This window comes from Methanolobus vulcani, from assembly GCF_006546655.1.
In the GTDB taxonomy this organism is placed as follows: Archaea; Halobacteriota; Methanosarcinia; order Methanosarcinales; family Methanosarcinaceae; genus Methanolobus; species Methanolobus vulcani_A.
Genome location: NZ_VIAQ01000011.1, coordinates 137509 through 157457, shown reverse-complemented (window position 1 = coordinate 157457; position 19949 = coordinate 137509). Strand labels below are relative to the sequence as shown.

Below are 19949 nucleotides of genomic sequence, written 5' to 3'. Positions count from 1 at the left end.
TATCTAATGACTTAAAAAATACAGGGTTAATCTGAATCCTCTATATGATTGGATTATTGAAGGAATTGATGTTACATGTCCAAAGAAACCCCATAATAAAGTCTCAGCCCAACGTGAATTATCTAATGACTTAAAAAATACAGGGTTAATCTGAATCCTCTATATATTGTGGCTATGTTTTCCCATCCTGTATGTCTTACTCTTTAAATGCAGGTGTTTCAAAGCAGCAATATATTTTGGGGGGAAATTGTGAAGATGTCCTTCTTTACATGGGAAGGTATCTTGCACGTGATCGATCTTCCGGTTCCCATGTTTCTCTGGATGTGAACAAACCGCATGCAGTATTCATTGCAGGTAAAAGAGGCTATGGTAAATCCTACACAATGGCGGTTCTCATGGAAGGTATGATGATGCTTCCCAGTGAGATCAGGAGTAATGTTTCATCAGTTGTTATTGATACCATGGGTATTTTCTGGACTCTTGGAAAAGCCAATGAGGTCCAGAAAGAACAGATACTTAATTGGGGACTTGAACCTGCACCATTTGATGTCGATATTTTTGTACCTGTAGGAAGTCTTGCATCTTATAAGGAAAGAAACATCAATGTAAAGCCTATTTCCTTGCCGATATCGGAAATAGATGGATATGAGTGGTGTAAACTTTTTTGCATCGATCCGGTATCTCCATCAGGAGTTCTAATTATACGGTTGATATATGAGCTGCGAAATAAAGAGGCATTTTCATTTGAAGAGATTATCAATTCTGTGATGGAAGATGAACGGGCAGATCCTGTTGCAAAAGCTGCTGTTGAGAATCATTTCAGGATAGCAGAGTCATGGGGTATTTTTTCGGAAAAAGGAGTGGGAATTACAGAACTGGTAAAGGGTGGTTCAACATCAGTAATTGATGTAAGTACAATCAGAAGTGAGGCACTAAGGTCTGCACTTGTGAGTTCAATTGCCCGGAATATCTATCATCTGAGGCTGGAAGCCAGGCGTTCATATGAAAGGAAAATGATGGGTGATAATTCAGTTAAAAACGGAATCCCTATGGTCTGGATGTTTATTGATGAAGCTCAGCAATTCCTGCCCGCACAGGGTGAGACACTTGCATCGGATGTGTTACTGAATGAATGGCTCAAACAGGGTAGACAACCTGGTCTTTCACTTGTGCTTGCAACCCAGCGTCCTGCATCTATTCATCCCGATGTGCTTTCACAATCAGATCTTGTTATATGCCACAGGCTCACATCTAAGGACGATATTAATGTCCTTGAATCTGTCAGGCCTACATATATGAAAGGCAATTTTGGAGATTCAATTATGAAAATGGAATCTGAGAAAGGGATCGCATTTGTAGTGGATGATAATACAGAGGCAACACATATAATACGAATGCGTCCACGTCTAAGCTGGCATGGGGGAGATGATCCGTCCATCATCTCGTAATACGGTAATGTATATTCTGCGGATTCTGCAAAAAGTAGATGATTATTCATCTGATATCTCAAATAAATTATATAATATCTAAAATGATTATTTGCTATCAAATCAGAATTGATACGCATGCAGAAGATCAGCGCTGAATTATGTTTGTGAATTATTCATATATCCAAACAAAAAACCTCATTCAGTGTGTTCTGTTTTCAACTCTCTTCTGCAGATTCATATATTATTAAGTGATTTGATGCAATCTTACAAACGCAGGCAGCAAAATATTGTAGATAGAATCGACTCTGAAGTACCTCTTGCAAAATGGAATGACTGGAAGTGGCAGTTAAAAAATTCAGTTAATGACATTGATACTTTTGAAACACTTCTTGACATCAAGTTTGAGGCTAAAGAGAGAGAAGCTTTACTAAAAACACTTGAAAAATTTCCATTATCCATAACTCCATACTATCTCTCTCTTATAGAAGTGGAAGATTTCAGAAATGACCCTATTTTCATGCAATCTTTTCCTTCTCCGCAGGAACTAATTGTTTCATGTGATGAGATGGCAGACCCTCTGAGTGAGGATCATGACAGTCCTGTTCCGGGAATAACACACAGGTATCCTGACAGGGTGCTTTTCCACATCAGCAACGTATGTTCAATGTATTGCAGGCATTGTACAAGAAAAAGAAAAGTAGGTGATGTAGATTCCATTCCTGAAAAAGATGAAGTTCTTAAGGGAATTGAGTACATAGCAAACAACCCTCAGGTAAGGGATGTTCTATTGTCAGGAGGTGATCCACTGATGCTTTCGGATGAATACCTGGACTGGATTCTTTCAGAAATACGTGCGATTCCACATGTTGAGGTCATAAGGATTGGCAGCAGAATGCCGGTGGTTCTACCTTACAGGGTAACAGATAACCTAGTAAATGTCCTGAAAAAACATCACCCTGTATGGCTCAATACTCATTTTAACCATCCCCGTGAAGTTACAGTTTCTTCAAAACAGGCACTCAGTAAGCTTGCAGATGCAGGTATTCCATTGGGTAATCAGACAGTCCTGCTTGCAGGTGTGAATGATTGTTACAAGATTCTCAAGAAACTCTTCCACAAGCTTGTGGAAAACCGCGTCCGACCGTATTATTTGTATCAGTGCGACCTTTCCGAAGGCCTAACTCATTTTAGGACGTCTGTGGGTAAGGGAATCGAGATCATGGAAAATCTCATAGGCCATACAAGTGGTTTTGCAATTCCATCCTATGTAATTGATGCACCAGGAGGCGGAGGGAAAATACCTGTAATGCCAAACTACCTGATTTCATGGTCCACTAACAAAGTTATTCTCAGAAATTATGAGGGTGTTATCACTTCCTACACGGAACCTGATTCATATGAGGCGATTTATTGTGACAGGAAATGTGATGATTGTTCTTTGCAGCTAAAACTGGACGAAGCCCAGGAATTCAGATCAGTGGGAATTGCAAAATTGCTTTCTGATTTCGATGATGCAATGAGCCTTGTACCTGAAGATACTGAACGCATGGAGAGAAGAAACATTGCATGATCAGGTTCTTAAGATCAATAATTCGGTCATTCAGCACGGTCCTTTCAACGACCGTGTGTACTTGATGAAGCTTTCACCTGAAGATTATGGGGAAGTACCTGCAAAGATAGAGGGTATAGCAGAATCAAATGGATATTCAAAGATATTTTCCAAAATCCCTTCTTCTGCAAAAGATTATTTTCAGGAAATAAGTCATGTTGAAGAGGCCTACGTACCCGGGATGTACAATGGAACCGAAGGTGCCAGCTTCATGGCAAAATTCCTTTCAAACGAACGTGAGAAAGAGATAACTGCTGATGAGGTTGAAGCAGTAATTAGTACTGCTCTCTCCAAGATCAATAGTCCGAAGGAAGTGACACTTTCAGGAGATGAAGATTGTTTTGTTTGCACCGGTGAGGACGTTCAGGAAATGGCAAAAATATATGATCGGGTGTTTGCAAGTTATCCGTTTCCAATAAAAGACCCACAATATCTTCTCAGGACTATGCAGGAGAACCTTATCTATTTCGGAATAAGAAAAGCTGGTAAAATTGTTGCTCTTGCATCCTGTGAAATGGATGTTGACAACAGTAATGTTGAGATGACCGATTTTGCAACATTACCTGAATACAGGGGCAGAGGTTATTCCTACTATCTGCTCAGGAAGATGGAATCAAAGATGCGTGAAATGGGGATAATAACTGCTTATACAATTGCAAGGGCAAGGTCTTATGGAATGAATATTACATTCTCCCGCAGTTCATATTCATATGCAGGAACTCTTGTGAATAACACAAATATTTCCGGATCAATTGAAAGCATGAACGTCTGGTACAAAAAGCTTGATCAGATGTGATATATGCTGTCTTTGATATTTTTTGTAATTATCTCAACGCTATAATTCTGAACAGGGATCTCGTAGAGAAGACGATTGTTTATGAAATTGGTCAGTTCTTCTTCATCGTTGAAAAGACCAAAGGCTTTGATAGAGTATTGTCCCGTAGTCTGATATATTTTTATGAACTCTTCAATTGCCATTAGTTTTTTAATGCTCTCTTTTGTCTTTTTGGGTTCCATCTCCAGATTAAAGATGGCAAACGTTCCCTTTCCGAATTTTCTGGGATTTAACAACACAGTATAATTCTTGATGTATCCTTCATCTTCCAGTTTTTCGAGCCTGTACCTGACACCATTTTCGCTAAGGCCTACTTCCTTTGCAATCTCTGATATAGGTGTTCTGGCTCCCTGTTGCAGTATGGATAGGATAAGTTCATCCTTTTTGCTGACCATTGCCTTTAACTTATGTTTGCTATTATTAATGATTTCTTGTTAATTTGTTTCTGTTGTAAATGTCTACTCCATATACTTTTTCAAAAACACTGCTTTTTCCAGTAGTATTATTTAGTATGATGCTATCTATGGTATAGTTTCAAGTTCATTAATGATAATTATCGATTAATACTAATTAGGTGTAAATATGAGCGGAAGAGTCTGGAAATTTGGAGACGATATTGATACTGATGCTGTAATTCCGGGAAGGTATTTGATCATGAATACCCCTGAAGAACTTGCAGTACATGCCTTTGAAGGTGTAAGGCCTGAATTCCCAAAAGAGGTAAAAGAAGGTGACATTATAGTTGCCGGCAACAATTTCGGCTGTGGTTCTTCAAGAGAACACGCACCAATTGCACTGAAAGGAACAAAGATAAGCTGTGTAATTGCAAAGTCATTTGCACGTATCTTTTTCAGGAACTCTATCAACATCGGTGTTGCACTCCTTGAGTGTCCTGATACTGACAAGATAGAAGACGGTGACCAGCTTGAGGTTGATTTCGCATCCGGTGTAATTAAGAATGTCACAAAGGGCGAACAGTACCAGGCAACACCTCTGCCGGATTTCGTAAGAGGAATCATGGATGCCGGTGGACTTATAGAATACACAAGACAGATTATCTGATCTTGCTATTTTATTTATCAATATTATCTATTCATTTTTAAATTCAATAATGGTTAGGAGTTATTATTTATGACACAGTACAAAATACCTGTAATACCAGGAGACGGTATAGGACCTGAGATCATTGCCGAAGGACGTAAGGTAATTGATGCTGCAGGTGAGAAATTTGGTTTTGATGTTGATTGGGTAGAGTTCCCTCACGGAGCAGACCACTATCTTGAAACAGGGGAACTAATCTCAGAGGATTCCCTCAAAGAGCTTTCAGGCTACAAAGCAATCTACCTCGGTTCCATCGGAGATGACAGGATCGCACCGGGAGTACTTGAAAAAGGTATCCTGCTCGCTGCAAGATTCTATTTTGACCAGTACATTAACCTTCGTCCGATCAAGCTTCTTGATGGTGTATGGTGTCCTATCAAGGACAAGACTCCTGCAGACATTGACTTTACAGTTGTCAGGGAGAACACCGAAGACTTCTATATCGGTATAGGTGGACGTGCAAAGTCAGGTGCTAGCAAGGATATCCTTGAAGTTCACAGGACACTCTACAATGCAAAGTTCGGTCTTGACATAGAGACTGATAGCGAAGAGATCGGATATCAGATCGGTATGATCTCAAAGGAAGGTACACAGAGAGTTATCAACTATGCATTCGACCTTGCTGAGAAGAGCAAGAAGCATGTTTCATCTGTTGACAAAGCAAACGTCCTTTCAGACATATACGGATTCTGGAGAGAAGAATTCAATGCAGTTGCTGCAAAGCATCCGGATGTTTCTACAGACTTCAACTATGTTGATGCAATGACCATGTGGTTTGTCAAGAATCCTGAGTGGTTCGATGTTGTTGTAACACCAAACATGTTCGGTGACATCATCACTGACCTTGGTGCAATGGTACAGGGCGGTCTTGGACTTGCACCTGGAGGAAACATCAACCCAGAAGGTACAAGCATGTTTGAGCCTATCCACGGTTCAGCACCAAAGTACAAGGGACAGAACAAGGTCAATCCTATTGCAACTATCTGGGCAGGTGCAATGCTCATTGAACAGATGGGTGAAAAGGAAGCAGCAGATGCTATTGTCTCTGCAATTGAAACTAACATCCGTGAAGCAAAGGTCCAGACCTATGATATGGGCGGTTCTGCCGGTACTTCCGATGTTGGTGACGATATAGCAAGAATTGTTCTTGGAAAGTAATTATAAATTGCATCCTTCGAGGATGCATGTTTTCTCTTTTTATTCTATATTTCTTTCAATTTGAAAAAATTGTTATTTTTTGTAATATTTAATTCGATATTCTTCTCCACAGAAATAAATTTTTGTATTTTTATTTTATTATGTAGATTCATTATGAATATCTCTATTTTGCTCGATGAGTTTATATATTATAGCAAATTTGTGTGAAATGTGACTAAATTGCACTAAAGTGAGCAATTTAGAATGTGCTAATCCAATCAAAGGGATGATAATTTGTCTGAGGGAAAAACGATTACACAAATTATAGATGAAGCAAAAAAATCCATACTGGATTTTGATGAGAAAGCCGCAGAAAACGCGGCAAACCAAGCCCTTGAGTTGGGTTACGACCTAAACGAAATTATAGAGAAGGGATTTCTCGAAGGCATGAAAGCAATCGGGGACATGTTTGAAGAGGGAAATGCATGTCTCCTCCATATTTTTGTAGCAGCCGACACTATGGATGCAGGTCTTGCTGTATTTGAAGATTGTGGGGAATATAACAAACTTAGTAAGAACATGGCTATTGAGCTTGTAGGTGAAGGGCAGCGGGATGAAAAGATCGATGTACTTGAAACCATGTTCAGGATAAATGGTTATGATGTTGTTGAAATTCCGGATAATATACCTATTGTAGATTTCCTTGAAAAGGATGAAGCATTTGTAGATATTCCAGATTCCTGCAAGGAAGAGATCATGGCAAAAGTTGCTGCCAATCCATGTGTAACAACTTTCCAGCTATGTGAAATATAATTTCTTCTTTTTCCTGTTCATTTTTTCTCATTTTTGCCTTTTTTCTACCCTTAAGCTGTTGTTTTTGACTTCTGCAATATATCATTCTCATAATGATGATTATATTCTAAAGAATAGATATCATTATATAATAGTAATTGTCACACTCTAAGTGTAAACTTATGGCATATCGGGCTGTAGAGTTAATCAAAAAACGGACCTTTAGTCAAAGTTAACTTAAAGGAGTGTGAAACTCGTATGGCAAAAACAATTAAAGAACTGGAAAATGACCTTGATCTCATGAATGAGATGTTTCGTAAGTACGTAAAACTCTCTTTAAATTACCAGCAGCAGATAAACAACGCAGACATTCCTGAGGATCAGCGTCAGGCTCTCATGGATAAACTGGAAGTTGAAAATGAAAAGGTCCGAAAGGCAAAAGAGCAGATGGCAAAGTTTGAAAAGACCATTGAAACTCTTAAAAAATCCAATGATAAATTAAAAGAGGTTACTTCCTGTAAGGAAGAATCCGGTGACTATCTCGTGGCTTATATCTAAAGCCACTTCTACTACTTTTGAATCAAAATCAATACAGAAGGATCAGTTAATGATCCTTGTGCCTAAATAAACAGCTTTTTTATCGGTCTTTCCGCTTTCATCGCGAATGACCTTCAGTACATCCTGTGGATTGCTGCCGTCCATTACAATTGTCTCTATGTTGCAGCGTTCAATTATCTTTGCAGCAAGAGGATCTACAGGTGACTTTGAGCCAGCTTTCATCTCAGTAGTCATTACAGTACTCACAAGTTCTTTAGCTGTCATTGTCTCATACTTTACAGCATCAGGGTCTTTGCGTGGATCTGCAGAATACACTCCGTCAACTGCAGTTGCTATAACAAGAAGGTTTGCACCCAGATATTCTGTAAGGATTGCTGCCACTGCATCGGTTGTCTGTCCCGGGATAACTCCACCCATAACAAGGATCTTACCGGAAGAGAGTTTGTCCTGTGCTTCCTTGTAGTCCTTTGGTGGCTCAGGATAAGCAGCATCTCCGAGTGCAGAAATCAGAAGTTTTGCATTGAGGCGGGTTATGTCAATTCCAATATAGTCACATTCGACTTCATTGGCACCGGTACTTCTTGCAACGTTGATGTAATCTCTTGCAGAAGCACCACCACCTGTTACTATAACAATTTCGTGCTCTTTTGCAAGTTCTTTAAGAGCTTCAGCATATCCCTTAAAACTGTCCGGGTTGAGTTCTTTAGCCAGTATGGATCCACCGACTGATAATACGATTAACATGATGATCTCTAGTCCTTACGTTGCTTTGATTTTAAAAGTAACGCTATGGATAATATGGCAATTGCACCCATAACGGATGAAAATCCGGGAATCAATGTGGAAATTGATAATGGGGATTTATCCAGTCCCATACTCTCGCTGTGAAGTATTCTTCCGTTGTAAAGCCCTGTGATCTTGGCTCTGTCTCCAACCTGAAGTTCAGTAGAACCATAGAAAAAAACTTTTAATCGATTTCCTTCTTCATCCTCTGCAACAAGGGTATATCTTCCCATACTCTTTTCTACGCTGGTAAGATTACCTGCTACTATCATGTATTTTCCATTGTATGCGGCAGTGTCTGCAACAACATCACTTATATTGACAAGTCCCAGGTCTTGTGTAGGATAGTGAAGGACGTAAGTAGGTGTAAGCATGCTATCTCCAAGAGGATCGTAAATATATTCCCCTGTTACCATTATCTCATCACTGACATTAAAACCTTCAAAAAGCTCGACCTTTGTAACGTCGATCTTCAATTGTTCTAAACTAGCATCATCAATGCTTGCGGATTGTTTGCTAAGTTCAGTAATATTCCCGATAACACTTATCTTACGATATGCCATGGTGCTGTCATAAGCAGAAGGGTCATCATTAATTTTTGATATTGGCACAATTTCCAGTTCACACATTGAAGCATATGCATTGGTGGCAGTACAACTGAGTAAAAGTAATGCCATAAAAACTATTCTGAATGTACTGCTTTTCAAACATTATCACATCGAGAGGATTATAATCCTATTTAAGTCATTTAATTATATATAATTTACACTAAAATAAAACTCCCTTTTCAGAAAGCATAAGAACCAGAATAAAAAAGCAGAATAAAAAAGAATAGAAAAGAAAAAGTGTGGAATAGAGATATTAATCTTATTCCATTGCGATTGCGTCTGTTGGGCAGACGTCAACACATGCACCGCAGTCAAGGCATTCTTCTGCACTTACGACTGCAATGTTTTCACCGTTGATTGTGATTGCCTCTGCTGGGCATTCGTCTACACATGTTCCGCATCCTACACATTCATCGACTGTAATAATTGCTACCATTTGTTTTACGCTCCTTTAGTTGTATAACAACATACTATTGCAGTTGTATATTTCATTAGAGTATATTAGTTGAACTCTACCACTCTATCATAACAGAAGTGGGATAAAAAGTTATCGTTATTAATATTAAATCGTGGAGACTGCTGTTCTATTGTCATTTTATTTATGAGCTTGAGAGCTTAATTTTTCCATATGTCTAATTATTCGAATGCTTGTATACTGACAACGAATATATTAGAGTAATTAAGATTAATTTATATAGTTGTTATCAAATTTGAAAACGTGGTTAAAAAATATTTTACTTTGCCGGGAAATGAAAAAGGCATGTCACCAATATTGGGTATTTTGTTGATGCTACTTTTAACAATAGTACTGGCAGGAATTACAGTCTCTGCTGTTTATGGTGATGATCTCAGTACATCACTTTCTAGCGCTCCAATGGCAGGTATAAAAGCAGAATCAGAAGGATCTATCGGCTATCATGTAGGCTTTGCTAAGAACTTTATTTATCTTGAACATACAGGTGGTGAACCATTATTTACTGATTCTACAAAAATAGTCATAACCGGTGAGGGGAAAAGCCATACTCCTAACTTTATAGGTGGTATGAATCTATTTGGTGATGTCTTTATCAGTTATGATAATCTTCTTTTTGATGGTAAGAAATCTGAATATGCTTCAAGAAATCCAGTTCTTTCTGACGGTGTTTGGTCTCCAGGCGAGGAGTTAATTCTGAATGGTGAAGATAGTATTAATGGCACTTTAGCATCTTCAGTATCTGTTAGCATTGACGGAAATGAAAATACATCAAAGAACTATGGTTTGAAAGAGAATAGTATGATAACCATCAAAGTGTTTGACATTAAAACACAGCGCCTGATATCTGAATGTGAATGTAAGGTTATTCCTGCAGAATGATTCTGCTGTATCAACACCGTTTAAGTAATGTGAGCTCATAGGTAGTGCGATGAGCGGCAAAACCGGATACATGAAATATTTCCCAAAGGAAACCTGCTACCCAAACCAGCAGGATGCAATGGATAAGATCCATGCTTCTCTCATTAATAAGGAAATCATACTTTTTGAAGGGGCATGCGGTACAGGCAAGACCCTCAGTGCACTGGCACCTTCACTAAATGTCGGGAAACAACTTCAGAAAACCGTAATTATTGCAACGAACGTTCATCAGCAAATGGTTCAGTTCATCAATGAGGCCCGTGAGATCAAACAGACAAATGACCTGAAGGTTGCAGTGGTAAAAGGTAAAGCCACAATGTGTCCCAATGAGACTGACTATGAGGAATGCAGGCTCAAACGTGAGAACACATTCGAACTTCTGGAAACCGAAAGGGAAGTTGCTCTTAAAAAACAGGAAATGAAGTCTGCATATGAGAACTATAAAAAATCAAAGGACCCTGCTCTTATAGCATTGCGTGATGCTCTGTCCAAAGAACTTGAAGTTGCAGAGGAAAAATCCACAGAGCTTCGAAAACGGTCATGCAATGAACTTTATGAGGTGCTGCGCTATGATGGAGAAGCTTTCAGACAATGGCTTTTTGATGATGTCCGCACACCTGAAGAGGTCAATGATTATGCTTTCCAGAAAGGTATGTGTGGTTATGAACTGCTGAAACGTGAACTGAAACATGCAGACCTTCTGATATGTAATTTCCATCACGTGCTCAATTCCGATATTTTTATGACCGTGCTCAACTGGCTTGAAAAAGAGCCTCAGGATGTTATTGTAATCTTTGATGAGGCACACAACATTGAATCTGCTGCAAGGTCACATTCATCTATTACAATTACCGAACACACACTGAAGAAAGCTATCTCTGAGATCGAGGCAAATCTCGATATTATGCCGGATGGCGGAATCCATAATCTGCTTAAGATTCTGACCAGCGTTATGCAGGATATCTATAACAACCGTTTCAAATTCGGTGAACGTGAACGCGTTGGCAGGCACTGGTATGATATGCGTATCAGTGACCCGTATGAACGCAATGACATGGTAAGGGGCAAATTTCTCAAACAAGCGCAGGAAGCAGGCTTTGGCGATGAGGCTGCAATCCAGGCAACTCTTTCTGAAGCAAGCGCTTTTGGAGCTATGCTTGATGAGAATTACCGTGAGCAGTATAAAAAAGGACTTACAGGTGTCCTGAAACGCTCCCACATAAGATATGCGGCAGATTTTCTTTCATCTTATCTTGTTCTTTCAAATAACCTGAACTATTATCCTGTTTTGAATGTGAGACGTGACCTCAATGATGAGATATACGGACGCATCGAACTTTTTACATGTATCCCTAAAAACGTAACCGAGCCGTTGTTTGATTCGGTCTTCTCAGCAGTTCTGATGTCCGCAACCCTGCGACCATTCGATATGGTCAAGTCCACACTTGGAATTGCAAGAACTACATGTGAACTATCCTATGGAACCTCGTTCCCCGAGGACAGGAGGATGACTCTTTCAGTTTCAGTGCCACCTTTATTTGCAAAGACAAGGGATGATCCGCAGACACTTCAGGCAGTAGAGGAAGTGATCTTTGATTCCATAGAGCAGACGGAAGGCAATGTGATTATCTTTTTCCAGAGTTCATTTGAAGCAAGACGTTACTACAGTAAGCTGGAATCACGTCTGAATGTTCCTGTTTTTCTTGATGAGGTTGGTGTATCTTCCCAGGAGATACGTGAGGATTTCTTCAGGATGGGCGAATCAGGTGGAAAGGCGGTTCTTGTCTCATATTTATGGGGAACTCTCAGCGAAGGAATAGATTATCGTGATGGCAGGGGAAGAACTGTTATTATAGTAGGTGTCGGTTATCCGGCACTAAATGACAGGATGAATGCTGTGGAATCTGCTTACGATCATACTTTTGGTTATGGTGCCGGCTGGGAATTTGCAGTGCAGGTGCCAACAATTCGCAAGATCCGTCAGGCAATGGGAAGGGTTGTGCGTTCTCCTGTTGATTATGGAGTAAGGATTCTTCTTGACGGCAGGTTTACAACCGAAGCACCAAAAAAGTTCGGTAAATTCTCTGTTTTTGAAATGTTCCCTGATGATGAGAGGGAAGAATTCATTGATGTTGTTCCTGAAAAGGTGAAATATTCCCTGATGAACTTCTTCCAGGATAATTCTGAAAATTAAACGCTGTATTTTTTGAAATTAGGGAAACTCTCGCTATGTAGTCCCTTTATAAATAGGGGGACTACTTCTATATATTTTAAAGACTCATTTCTTATCAGGAAATAATATTAGCAATAAAATTCCATTATTCTTTAGGGGTTAAAATATGGCATTAGAAGATCTAATGAAAGAAGTATCCGCAGAACTTGAAAGACTTGTAAGCACAAAGACCGTGGTAGGGGAAGCCATGATTGTAGGTGAGACTACTATCATTCCCGTCACCAAGGTTTCATTTGGATTTGGAACCGGCGGCGGCGAAGGTAAGAAGACAGGAGAGGAAGAAGGGTTTGGCGGTGGTGGCGGAGCCGGTGCAAAGATCGAACCTGTAGCCTTCATTGTGATTTCTCCGGAAGGCACAAAGCTCATGACCCTTTCAGGACAGACAGATTTTGGAAAGATTCTTGAATCTGTTCCGGGTCTCATTGAGAAAGTCAAGTCTATGAAAAAGTCAAAGAAAGATAACAGTTGTGAAGGCGATGGACCCTGTGAGGGTGCAGAAGAGTCTTCAGAAGACTGATTCTTTCTATTTTTGACAAATCAGAACAGGAGCAGATATGCTATCGCTCATAATGGTGATACTGCTTCTTATTGTATTTTTAGTACTCTTAGTCTTGGTTGCTGCAATTGATATTGTTTTTGATGTGAAAGGTTGCGGTGTTTCAGTTGAACATACTGTTATTGTTCACTGGTTATTATTTTCCAGACAGGTGAGTCCTGAGCAGGAAGATGAGGATAATTCTGACGATTTTCCAGAGGAGTTCAAAGATGCAGAAAAATATGTTACGGAAAAGGTAAAGGGACACTTTCAGGAATCCGATGAAAAGGAAAAAAGAAAAAAGAAAAAGTCATTGGATATGACTTATTCTGAGATGATACAGACTTTCAGGCAACTGAAGGTGCCTGTAATTAGATTTATCAGGGAACTTATCTATGCCATAAAGATTCCTTATGCCAGGGTAAATGCGGTGTATGGATTTGCTGATCCATCATATACAGGTATTGTATGTGGCTATTCTCATTCACTGATGGCCTATCTTGCATGTAATTTTGAAAATCTGAAAATGCAAATTGAGCCCGATTTTGTGGATCGCAGGATTGAATTTGATATGTCGGGGAAGCTCCGTATAAGATTGTATCGTTTAATCCCTGTGATTTTGAGATTTATATTTAATAGGGCGATACTGAGGTTTTCATGGAACTATTTTATTAAAAAATATTACAGAAAATCAAGTGGTAATCTTTAATAGTATGGGTCACTGATACTCCCTGACATGATAACTATTAAGTCCCCATCAAGACTTCATCTTACTCTTATTGACCTGAATGCGGAACTTGGGAGAGTGGATGGAGGTGCCGGAATTTCGGTAGAATCTCCGCATGTTATCATATCTGCGGAGAAATCAGATATTATTGAAGTGGTGGGTGACTCTTTCCTTGCTGAAAGGATGACCAGTGCCGTAAAACAGGTACTTCCTGAAGGCGAGGGTATTAGTCTTAAAATAGAAGAGGACATGCTGGCACATGTCGGTTTTGGGTCAGGTACCCAGGCAGCACTTTCTGCGGCTGCGGCTGTAAATGAGCTTTATGGTCTTGGCAAGAGCGTAAGGGAACTTGCAATTGCAGTTGGACGCGGTGGAACATCCGGTATTGGCGTTGCATCATTTGAGATGGGTGGCTTCATAGTCGATGGAGGTCACAGGTTCAGTGACAAAGGTTCATTTTCGCCATCATCTGCAAGCAGGGCAGACCCGGCACCGGTGCTTTTCAGGCATGATTTCCCTGATTGGAACATAGTGCTCGCACTCCCTGACACGACCGGAGCACACGATGCCAAAGAGGTCAATATTTTCCAGAAAGAGTGTCCGATTCCTCTAAATGAGGTGCAGGAACTCTCTCATATTATTCTTATGAAAATGATGCCTGCTATAATGGAGCAGGATATCGAAGCATTTGGTTATTGTATAAATCACATGCAGAACATTGGTTTTAAAAAGCGGGAAGTATCCCTTCAGCATACAGTTGTGAGGGATGTTATGAATCTTATGCAGGACAATGGTGCCTACGGTGCAGGCATGAGTTCATTCGGACCTGCAGTTTATGGAATTGTTGAAACCCCTGAAGATGCTGCATATCTGCAGGAGGATGTACAGGAACTTCTTGACAGAACAATAGGCGGCAATGTTCTGGTTACCAGGGCAAACAATACCGGTGCAGAGATCAGGAGGGTTTGAACTGGCAGACATTGAATTCACCGCATGGTTCGGTAAACTCAAGCTTGATGCAGACGGAGAGATACAGGACTGTAACCTTTTTGATAATGATCCTGAAAAGCTGGCAGAGCTTGTTGTACAGTTGCAGGAAAGTTCAAAGGAGAAACCACAGTCAGTCCCATTACAGAGAACCGATTTAAGAGATGCTGCACTGGGATGTGGTTTTGTTGAGCTTGACGAGGATTATGATATTTTGCTTCGTGATGTTTGTATAAGAGCCGCAAAGAGTCAGATTTCACAGACCGATACCGATGATTCAAGAATTATCCAGGCAGTTGAAGCTCTGGATGATATAGATAAGAATGTGAATGAATTGAGCGAGCGCTTGTTCGAGTGGTATGGAAGGTATTTCCCGGAACTTGAAATGACAGGTGAGGAGCTTGCAAATTTCGTTTCCACCTACGGCTCCCGGTCAAATGTGCCGGATGATCATGAACTATCCGAAAAAGCATCTCAGTCCATGGGTGCTGAACTCATGTTCGCAGATGAGGAGCTTCTGAGATCATTTGCAAGAAACATCTGCAGCCTGTATGACACCCGTAGGTACATTGAAAATTACATTAATACGAGTATGGGCTCGGTGGCACCGAACCTCTGCGAAATAGCAGGAGCATCAATTGGTGCCCGTCTTATGAGTATGGCAGGAAGCCTTGAGAAACTGGCTGCTTTCCCATCCAGCACGGTTCAGGTAATTGGTGCAAACAGGGCGCTTTTCAAGCATCTTCGTTCCCGGGCACCGTCTCCAAAACACGGAATTATCTTTAACAATCCAGTTATCAAGAATGCGCCCTGGTGGCAGAGAGGAAAACTTGCAAGGGCACTTGCTGCAAAGATCAGCCTTGCTGCAAGGACTGATTTCTATTCCGGTGAACTGGACTCAACGATCAAGGAAGCCCTTGATAAGAAACTGGAAAGCATAAGGCAGGCTAACCCTAATCCTCCTGAGAGGAAGCCGGAAGCGAAACCACAAGGTAAAGGTGGCAAACGCAGAAGCAGAGGAAGGAAGAAAAACAAAAAGTCAGGAGGTAACAAGTGATGCCGGTAAGGGAATTATCCAGTGGTATCTATGAATTGGATATTGATGACAGGATGATTCTTGCAACAAAGAATATGATTCCGGGCACCAGTGTCTACGGTGAGCGTCTCATTACAGATGATGGCATAGAATATCGCCAGTGGGACCCAAGCAGGAGCAAGCTCGGAGCCATGGTGCTCAAGAACTTCGATATTCCTCTTGAAACTGATTCAACAGTTCTCTATCTTGGTGCTGCCTCGGGAACAACAGTAAGCCACGTATCCGACATACTAACAGACGGACTTGTCTACGCAGTAGAATTCTCCCCACGCACCATGCGTGACCTTATCCAGCTCTGTGACCAGCGTCCGAATATTATTCCTATTCTTGCAGATGCAAACAAACCACAATCCTACGCTCATATAGTGGAAAAAGTGGATGTTGTTTTCCAGGATGTTGCCCAGCCCAACCAGGCTGAGATAGCCGTCTTCAATTCAAAATACTTCTTAGAAGAACATGGCCACCTGATGCTCTCCATCAAGTCAAGGAGCATTGACACCGTAGCTAGCCCGAAAAAGATATTCAAGGAAGAGGTCCGCAAACTTGAAAGCGGCTTTGACATTGAGTTTGAGGTGCTGGAAAGAAAGGAGCTTGAACCTTTTCACGAGGACCATCTGGGTCTGGTGGCGCAGATGTTTGTGGATGATGAAGAATGAAGTTGTTTGTAATGTGGAATAAGTTGTCTTTTATTTTATCCTGATACAATTGTTCGAAGCATGCATCACATTCCCTGAAGAGTGATTGCATTAGCAAAATAATTATAAAGATCTGCACGCAAATTCAATCATGTCTGAGCGTCCATCCATTTTGTACAGAGCACAATTTTGCCAGGCAAAATATAACATTTTTATTTATTTTTGTAGACCACACAACTAATGTGGAATATGGGAATACGATTTTGTCATTTACATGTATTAGTTCGATGTCATTATAGTTATGCGCTTGTCTTGCAAGTTCTTTTAAGCAACCGTTATATCAGTTCCTTATAAATATAAGCAATAGTAATATACAGGAAATAATATATTATTAGACAAATTGGTATAAGTTTATAGGTGGCTGATTATTATTAAGTATACTCACTCTTTAACGTTCAAAGCTACGGCAATGATCAGTTTAGCTATCATACTGATAGCTAGTGCCATGATCTTGGTAGTTTCAAATTCAATTCTTGAGCAGGAACAGAAAATTATCTTTGAGGAATCAACTCAAATGGCATCTAATTATGCCAATCAGTTTGACTCCGACATGCAGGCCCATATGTCTGTTTCAAGGACAATGGCATCTTTTATGACCGGATATGAAGCAGGCGATACTTCTCAGGTTCTGATGATGCTGGAAGGAATAATGTATGAATACCCGGATGTCAATGGTGTATATCTGGCCTACGAACCAGATGGCTTTGATGGAATGGATACTGTACACATAGGAGAATCCGGACATGACAGTACCGGAAGATTCAGTCCATTCTGGTATCGTGAAGATGGTGACATATATCTGGACGATGAGGTTTATGAATATGAACAGGACGTTGCTGAGGATTACTATCTGATACCCAAAGAGACCCTTGCTGATTCAGTAATAGAACCTTATCTTGAGGATGGTTCTATCATGATAAGTTATGTCTCCCCTATCATAAAAGACGATACGTTTGCAGGTATTGCAGGTGTTGACGTTATACTTGCCAACATCGACGAAGAAATAAGCAGTATCAGTATTTTTGACACGGGCTATGCATTTGTGGTAAGTAATGCAGGGGTTCTGCTGTCCCATCCCTACGAAAAAGAATGGATCGGGGTGAAAATGCTTAGTGATTTTGGAAATGAGGATATTTCCTTAATGAGCACAGACATAAGTGATGGTAAAGGCGGTTACATAGAAACGATCGACCCTGCAACAGGTAAAGATGTTGTAATGTTCTATGAGCCGATAGAAACCGGGAACTTCGCATTCGTCCTGTCAGTTCCCCGTGAAGAAATGTTTGCAGGAGTTGAAGAACTAAAAGCTGAGATGATCTTCTTCTTTTCAGTTGCTATTATTTTTATTGCAATAATCACTTTCCTGCTTACAAGAAAGATTGTCCGGCCACTGGGCGAAGTCCTTAAAGCGGCTGAAAAGATGGCAGATAATGACTTTAATGTGGAAGTGACCCACCGGTCAAAAGATGAAATAGGACTATTATCAGATGCCATACGTACCATGGCCGTAAATATCGGTCAGAATCTTGCTAATATGGTGGTTAAGGTTCAGGAAAATGCATCAATGCTGGCACTAACCACCGAACAAATGTCAAGTTCCACTGCCAGTGTTGCAAGTGGTGCAAATAGTGTTTCTAATTCTATATTTGAGATATCACAGGGTGCGACTTCCCAATCCCATAAGAGTGATGAGATTTCCAGGGCGATGAATGATATGTCTGCAAATGTGCAGGACATTGCCCGAAATGCACAAATGGCTGCAGAAACCGCAACTGTAGCAAGTAATCTCATTCAGGAAGTAGGAGGCCGATCAGAAAATCTGATTAGGCAGATGGATGAGATTCAGGTTTCTTCAGCTGCTTCTGCTGAAGTTATCCGGGAACTGGACAATAAATCCTCTCAGATAAGTGAAATCGTAGATATGATTACAGGCATTGCAGACCAGACCAATCTTCTTGCACTCAATGCTGCAATAGAAGCAGCAAGAGCCGGTGATCACGGGAGAGGTTTTGCCGTAGTGGCCGATGAAGTTAGAAAACTGGCAGAAGACTCAGGGAATGCTGCCCACCAGATATCCGGTCTTATCAGGGAGATACAGGAAGGTACTCGCGAAGCTGTTGAATCCGTAGGAGGCAGTGTAAGTTCTGTGGGTTCAGGTGTACAGGCGCTGAACGAAACTATGGATGCTGTCAAGAAAATAGTAGAAGGTGGAGGTAAAGTTGCAAGAATGGCGGATGATATTGCTGCGTCTGCAGAAGAGCAGTCGGCATCCATTGAAGAGATAACAGCTTCTATGGAAGAAGTTTCGGCAATTTCAAAGCAGTCGGCTATTTACACGCAGGAGACATCCGAATCTATAAAGAATCAGATGTCTTCAATGAAGGAACTTGAAAGTTCATCACTAGAACTTAGTTCTATGGCGGAGAGTCTCAGGGCAGTAACTATGCAATTTAACTTAAATCTTGGAAATGAGGCTGAAGATAAATAGGTTTGACCTGTTTATCTTCTCCTGTTTTTTATTTTTAGCTTTTGTCTCACTCCATTGGACAAAATTTGCATTTAAATATCTTCTTTTCCAGACAGGCTTGATGTGTATCATTCTGAATTACCTGAACGTTTCTTCAGAATCTCCAGAATAACCAGTCATCAAAACCTTTATCTCGTCTCATCTCATACATGAGATTCTGCTCAAATATGAGATTGATGTGATTAGTCAATGTACACAACAACGTCCCTAAAGAAACTGGCACTGATCGGTGCGATCGAAAAACCTGTGAAGATATCCTCCACTGAGTTCATGCACCACGTATCAACCAGTTCCAAGACTGCCGCAAGAGTGCTAAAACAGCTTGAAGATGACGGTTTCATCTCAAGACAGCTTGTTGCAGGAGGGCAGATGGTCCAACTCACTGAAGTTGGTGTCGGGCTTCTCAAAAAGGAGTATGCTGACTACCAGCAGATATTCTGTAAGGACCATGTTGACCTTGAACTCTATGGAGAGGTCATAACGGGGCTTGGGGAAGGACAGTACTACATTGCAAAAGATGGTTACATGTCCCAGTTCAGGGACAAACTCGATTTCAAGCCATTCCCCGGAACACTTAACGTGCGTCTAAATGGTGAAAGTGCCCAGATACGAGACAACATGGACCTGATACAACCTATCATTATAAACGGTTTCAATGATGGAGAGCGCAGTTTCGGTGGTGTGAAATGCTATCCAATCGAGATAGAGGGTATCAAAAGTGCCGTCATAATACCGGACAGGACACACTATCCGGCAGACCTTCTGGAGATAATCGCACCTGTAAAGCTGCGTGAAGTGCTAAGGATACATGATGGCGATGAAGTAAAGGTAGTGGTGAAAAACCCGCAAAAATGCAAGTGATGATTGGAAGTCAGGAAGACTAAGTGCAAGGGAGAAATGATA

Annotated in this window: 20 protein-coding genes; 16 read left to right on the top strand and 4 right to left on the bottom strand. The window is 40.7% G+C overall.

Features of this window, described 5'->3' with window-relative positions:
• Positions 1-191: 191 nt before the first annotated feature.
• From FKV42_RS04920 to ablB, 3 genes are all read left to right on the top strand, one after another.
• Positions 192-1448, top strand: a complete 1257-nt coding sequence (locus tag FKV42_RS04920) for an ATP-binding protein (RefSeq protein ID WP_154809127.1) — start codon at positions 192-194, stop codon at positions 1446-1448.
• A gap of 238 nt (positions 1449-1686) precedes the next feature.
• Positions 1687-3000: a lysine 2,3-aminomutase gene (kamA, locus tag FKV42_RS04915; RefSeq protein WP_154809126.1), complete on the top strand. Its 1314-nt coding sequence runs from the start codon at positions 1687-1689 to the stop codon at positions 2998-3000.
• The gene (gene ablB / locus FKV42_RS04910) at positions 2993-3835 is read left to right on the top strand and encodes a putative beta-lysine N-acetyltransferase (protein WP_154809125.1); all 843 of its coding nucleotides are present in this window, start codon (positions 2993-2995) and stop codon (positions 3833-3835) included. Before kamA ends, ablB begins: the two co-directional genes overlap by 8 nt.
• On the opposite strand, the gene FKV42_RS04905 is transcribed toward ablB, so the two are convergent.
• Positions 3826-4269 (bottom strand): Lrp/AsnC family transcriptional regulator, encoded by a 444-nt coding sequence (locus FKV42_RS04905; RefSeq protein ID WP_154809124.1) that lies wholly within the window; start codon positions 4267-4269, stop codon positions 3826-3828. The two genes, ablB and FKV42_RS04905, sit on opposite strands and share 10 nt — an antisense overlap.
• 187 nt (positions 4270-4456) lie before the next feature.
• On the opposite strand from FKV42_RS04905, the gene FKV42_RS04900 reads away from it, so the two are divergent.
• The 4 genes from FKV42_RS04900 to FKV42_RS04885 all read left to right on the top strand — a co-directional run bounded on the left by FKV42_RS04900 (position 4457) and on the right by FKV42_RS04885 (position 7462).
• On the top strand, positions 4457-4936 hold the full coding sequence (locus tag FKV42_RS04900; protein ID WP_154809123.1) for a 3-isopropylmalate dehydratase small subunit: 480 nt from the start codon (positions 4457-4459) through the stop codon (positions 4934-4936).
• A gap of 69 nt (positions 4937-5005) precedes the next feature.
• A complete protein-coding gene (locus tag FKV42_RS04895) occupies positions 5006-6133 on the top strand; it encodes an isocitrate/isopropylmalate dehydrogenase family protein (protein ID WP_154809122.1) in 1128 nt (375 codons plus the stop codon).
• 273 nt (positions 6134-6406) lie between these two features.
• The gene (locus FKV42_RS04890) at positions 6407-6925 is read left to right on the top strand and encodes a cobalamin B12-binding domain-containing protein (protein WP_154809121.1); all 519 of its coding nucleotides are present in this window, start codon (positions 6407-6409) and stop codon (positions 6923-6925) included.
• A 237-nt stretch (positions 6926-7162) separates the two neighbouring features.
• Complete coding sequence (locus FKV42_RS04885) at positions 7163-7462, top strand: hypothetical protein (protein ID WP_154809120.1); 300 nt, start codon at positions 7163-7165, stop codon at positions 7460-7462.
• 42 nt (positions 7463-7504) lie between these two features.
• Here the strand turns inward: FKV42_RS04885 and pyrH are convergent, their stop codons facing one another.
• From pyrH to FKV42_RS04870, 3 genes are all read right to left on the bottom strand, one after another.
• Positions 7505-8206: a UMP kinase gene (gene pyrH, locus FKV42_RS04880; RefSeq protein WP_154809119.1), complete on the bottom strand. Its 702-nt coding sequence runs from the start codon at positions 8204-8206 to the stop codon at positions 7505-7507.
• A gap of 8 nt (positions 8207-8214) precedes the next feature.
• Positions 8215-8922, bottom strand: a complete 708-nt coding sequence (locus FKV42_RS04875; protein WP_154809118.1) for a hypothetical protein — start codon at positions 8920-8922, stop codon at positions 8215-8217.
• Positions 8923-9112: 190 nt separating this feature from the next.
• Positions 9113-9289 carry a 4Fe-4S binding protein gene (locus FKV42_RS04870; RefSeq protein ID WP_154809117.1) on the bottom strand — a complete coding sequence of 59 codons (177 nt, stop codon included), beginning with the start codon at positions 9287-9289 and terminating at the stop codon, positions 9113-9115.
• A 282-nt stretch (positions 9290-9571) separates the two neighbouring features.
• Here FKV42_RS04870 and FKV42_RS04865 point away from each other — a divergent pair, with 282 nt between their 5' ends.
• The 9 genes from FKV42_RS04865 to FKV42_RS04825 all read left to right on the top strand — a co-directional run bounded on the left by FKV42_RS04865 (position 9572) and on the right by FKV42_RS04825 (position 19907).
• Complete coding sequence (locus FKV42_RS04865; RefSeq protein WP_154809116.1) at positions 9572-10207, top strand: type IV pilin domain-containing protein; 636 nt, start codon at positions 9572-9574, stop codon at positions 10205-10207.
• Positions 10208-10256: 49 nt separating this feature from the next.
• Positions 10257-12440 (top strand): ATP-dependent DNA helicase, encoded by a 2184-nt coding sequence (locus tag FKV42_RS04860; protein WP_154809115.1) that lies wholly within the window; start codon positions 10257-10259, stop codon positions 12438-12440.
• Positions 12441-12585: 145 nt separating this feature from the next.
• The gene (locus FKV42_RS04855; protein ID WP_154809114.1) at positions 12586-12996 is read left to right on the top strand and encodes a GerW family sporulation protein; all 411 of its coding nucleotides are present in this window, start codon (positions 12586-12588) and stop codon (positions 12994-12996) included.
• Between the two features lie 37 nt (positions 12997-13033).
• Positions 13034-13723, top strand: coding sequence for a DUF2953 domain-containing protein (locus FKV42_RS04850; RefSeq protein WP_154809113.1), 690 nt, complete (start codon positions 13034-13036; stop codon positions 13721-13723).
• A 27-nt stretch (positions 13724-13750) separates the two neighbouring features.
• Complete coding sequence (locus FKV42_RS04845; RefSeq protein WP_154809112.1) at positions 13751-14710, top strand: beta-ribofuranosylaminobenzene 5'-phosphate synthase; 960 nt, start codon at positions 13751-13753, stop codon at positions 14708-14710.
• Positions 14658-15785: an NOP5/NOP56 family protein gene (locus tag FKV42_RS04840; protein ID WP_328287505.1), complete on the top strand. Its 1128-nt coding sequence runs from the start codon at positions 14658-14660 to the stop codon at positions 15783-15785. Before FKV42_RS04845 ends, FKV42_RS04840 begins: the two co-directional genes overlap by 53 nt.
• Entirely contained in the window at positions 15785-16480 is a 696-nt protein-coding gene (locus FKV42_RS04835; RefSeq protein WP_154809111.1) for a fibrillarin-like rRNA/tRNA 2'-O-methyltransferase, read from the top strand. The genes FKV42_RS04840 and FKV42_RS04835 overlap by 1 nt, the downstream gene beginning before the upstream one ends.
• Before the next feature lie 484 nt (positions 16481-16964).
• A complete protein-coding gene (locus tag FKV42_RS04830; protein WP_196214053.1) occupies positions 16965-19007 on the top strand; it encodes a methyl-accepting chemotaxis protein in 2043 nt (680 codons plus the stop codon).
• Between the two features lie 228 nt (positions 19008-19235).
• A complete protein-coding gene (locus FKV42_RS04825) occupies positions 19236-19907 on the top strand; it encodes a winged helix-turn-helix domain-containing protein/riboflavin kinase (protein ID WP_154809109.1) in 672 nt (223 codons plus the stop codon).
• Positions 19908-19949 lie beyond the last annotated feature (42 nt).

What these genes read in the sequence shown, in the direction of transcription:
- FKV42_RS04920 (WP_154809127.1), top strand. Translation starts at nt 192, where the DNA reads ATGTCTTACTCTTTAAATGCAGGTGTTTCAAAGCAGCAATATATTTTG.
- kamA (WP_154809126.1), top strand. Translation starts at nt 1,687, where the DNA reads ATGCAATCTTACAAACGCAGGCAGCAAAATATTGTAGATAGAATCGAC.
- FKV42_RS04905 (WP_154809124.1), bottom strand. Translation starts at nt 4,269, where the DNA reads ATGGTCAGCAAAAAGGATGAACTTATCCTATCCATACTGCAACAGGGA.
- FKV42_RS04900 (WP_154809123.1), top strand. Translation starts at nt 4,457, where the DNA reads ATGAGCGGAAGAGTCTGGAAATTTGGAGACGATATTGATACTGATGCT.
- FKV42_RS04895 (WP_154809122.1), top strand. Translation starts at nt 5,006, where the DNA reads ATGACACAGTACAAAATACCTGTAATACCAGGAGACGGTATAGGACCT.
- FKV42_RS04885 (WP_154809120.1), top strand. Translation starts at nt 7,163, where the DNA reads ATGGCAAAAACAATTAAAGAACTGGAAAATGACCTTGATCTCATGAAT.
- pyrH (WP_154809119.1), bottom strand. Translation starts at nt 8,206, where the DNA reads ATGTTAATCGTATTATCAGTCGGTGGATCCATACTGGCTAAAGAACTC.
- FKV42_RS04875 (WP_154809118.1), bottom strand. Translation starts at nt 8,922, where the DNA reads ATGGCATTACTTTTACTCAGTTGTACTGCCACCAATGCATATGCTTCA.
- FKV42_RS04870 (WP_154809117.1), bottom strand. Translation starts at nt 9,289, where the DNA reads ATGGTAGCAATTATTACAGTCGATGAATGTGTAGGATGCGGAACATGT.
- FKV42_RS04860 (WP_154809115.1), top strand. Translation starts at nt 10,257, where the DNA reads ATGAGCGGCAAAACCGGATACATGAAATATTTCCCAAAGGAAACCTGC.
- FKV42_RS04855 (WP_154809114.1), top strand. Translation starts at nt 12,586, where the DNA reads ATGGCATTAGAAGATCTAATGAAAGAAGTATCCGCAGAACTTGAAAGA.
- FKV42_RS04850 (WP_154809113.1), top strand. Translation starts at nt 13,034, where the DNA reads ATGCTATCGCTCATAATGGTGATACTGCTTCTTATTGTATTTTTAGTA.
- FKV42_RS04845 (WP_154809112.1), top strand. Translation starts at nt 13,751, where the DNA reads ATGATAACTATTAAGTCCCCATCAAGACTTCATCTTACTCTTATTGAC.
- FKV42_RS04840 (WP_328287505.1), top strand. Translation starts at nt 14,658, where the DNA reads ATGTTCTGGTTACCAGGGCAAACAATACCGGTGCAGAGATCAGGAGGG.
- FKV42_RS04835 (WP_154809111.1), top strand. Translation starts at nt 15,785, where the DNA reads ATGCCGGTAAGGGAATTATCCAGTGGTATCTATGAATTGGATATTGAT.
- FKV42_RS04830 (WP_196214053.1), top strand. Translation starts at nt 16,965, where the DNA reads ATGATCTTGGTAGTTTCAAATTCAATTCTTGAGCAGGAACAGAAAATT.
- FKV42_RS04825 (WP_154809109.1), top strand. Translation starts at nt 19,236, where the DNA reads ATGTACACAACAACGTCCCTAAAGAAACTGGCACTGATCGGTGCGATC.